This window comes from [Chlorobium] sp. 445 (genome assembly GCA_002763895.1).
Lineage (GTDB): Bacteria > Bacteroidota > Chlorobiia > Chlorobiales > Thermochlorobacteraceae > Thermochlorobacter.
In genome coordinates this window covers 1-1,367 of sequence record NSLH01000071.1, presented here as the reverse complement: position 1 = coordinate 1,367, position 1,367 = coordinate 1, and the positions used below count along the sequence as shown (strand labels likewise).

At 45.2% G+C, this 1,367-nt stretch carries 4 protein-coding genes; 2 read left to right on the top strand and 2 right to left on the bottom strand.

Features of this window, described 5'->3' with window-relative positions; translation table 11 throughout:
- Positions 1-199: 199 nt before the first annotated feature.
- Positions 200-757, bottom strand: coding sequence for a DUF4918 domain-containing protein (locus tag CMR00_12775; protein PIO46996.1), 558 nt, complete (start codon positions 755-757; stop codon positions 200-202).
- Complete coding sequence (locus tag CMR00_12770; protein PIO46995.1) at positions 688-891, bottom strand: hypothetical protein; 204 nt, start codon at positions 889-891, stop codon at positions 688-690. Before CMR00_12770 ends, CMR00_12775 begins: the two co-directional genes overlap by 70 nt.
- A 187-nt stretch (positions 892-1,078) precedes the next feature.
- Here CMR00_12770 and CMR00_12765 point away from each other — a divergent pair, with 187 nt between their 5' ends.
- Complete coding sequence (locus CMR00_12765; GenBank protein PIO46994.1) at positions 1,079-1,261, top strand: hypothetical protein; 183 nt, start codon at positions 1,079-1,081, stop codon at positions 1,259-1,261.
- A 1-nt stretch (position 1,262) separates the two neighbouring features.
- Positions 1,263-1,367, top strand: a 105-nt coding sequence (locus CMR00_12760) for a modification methylase (GenBank protein ID PIO46993.1), incomplete at its 3' end; no start/stop codon positions are given.

Genomic DNA, 1,367 nt, shown 5'->3' with positions numbered 1-1,367 from the left:
TTTTTGTTGATAGAAAAATCGTTTGGGAATAATCGCAGGAATTTCTTATTTTTGGAGCAATGTAACAAACTGAGATTTGTCCTCTTTTCACAACAAGAGAACATCTCGAAAGGCTCACGCCACTGAACTTGCTATGCAGTTCGCCAATGCCCTTCCCGTTGAGGAAGGGTTTTTTATTTATGGAGTAAGTTTGGTGAGATTAGTTTGAGGTTGCGGCTTTTAGTGCGGCTTCAAAGGTTTCTTGGTATTTGAGCAAGTAGTGCTGGAGGCGACTGCGTTTGTATTGCATAATGAAGCGAGGGTGTTCAATAGGCAGGATGTCTTCGAAGAGGTGCTCGCTGTGGTTGAGGGCTCTAAAGAACTTGTAGATTTCTCCTGTTCCTAAACAGATTGCGATGCGTCGGTTGCTGCCGAAGTTGAGTTGTGCGCGCAGATTTTCGAGGATGAACGGTTTGAGTGCGCTGGCAAAGGCAGCATCATCGTAGAAGTTGAAGTTTTTGCCATCTTTCAAGAAGCCAATTGGCGAGAGTGAAGTAAAGTAGAATTTTGAGTAGAATTCTGCTGCGCCTCCTACACTTTCAATGAAGTCATAGATGAAGATTGACGAGGGTTCGCGCTGGCCCTTCAGGTCGTGCTCAATGCCTAAGTATTTTTGTAAGGCAATTGGGTCAGTAAAAGCGATGCCAGTCAAGCCGCCGCCAAATCGACCGGGGTTGATACCGAACGCAAAGATGCGTGGGCGAGTGTCGCTGAAAATTTTTCAAAGAAGGCTGCAACGACCTGCAGGACCTCCGGATTTTTGTACGGGTTCATGGCGCTCACGCCAGCTGGCAATGGGAGTTGCAGGTCAAGCGTTGAGAAAAATTTGATTGCGCGTTCAGCGAAGGTCATTTTAATGCGATAAACCTGATGCAAGAAAGTCAGGGTAGCAATTCATCTATTGCCTACTCTGATGCCGTGTCGAAGTTATGAAAAATCTGCTTTCTGCATAGCTCTTGCTTGGTGCGGACGACGACTGGCAATCGCCACACGCATAAGCCTGCGGTCGGCTCCTAGGTCTTCATCAATTTTGGCAACCATGACTCAAGATAGCGATGTATATTTTAACCTACTTTTGCAAAGGCTCAACCTTCTCAATCGCTTCAACACCAATGCTCAGAACCTTGTGTTTTATTTCCAAATCAAACTCATTTCGCTTTGCCGCCGCTTCGTAGCCGTGAGGTGTTTAACCAAAATTGCTCGCTCAAACAGAGAATCGTAATATGACAAAAGCGCGACCGTTCATAAAATGGGTAGGTGGTAAAAGTCAACTCTTAGACCAATTTGAAAACTACTACCCTATTGAACTAAGAACAGGTGCAATAAAA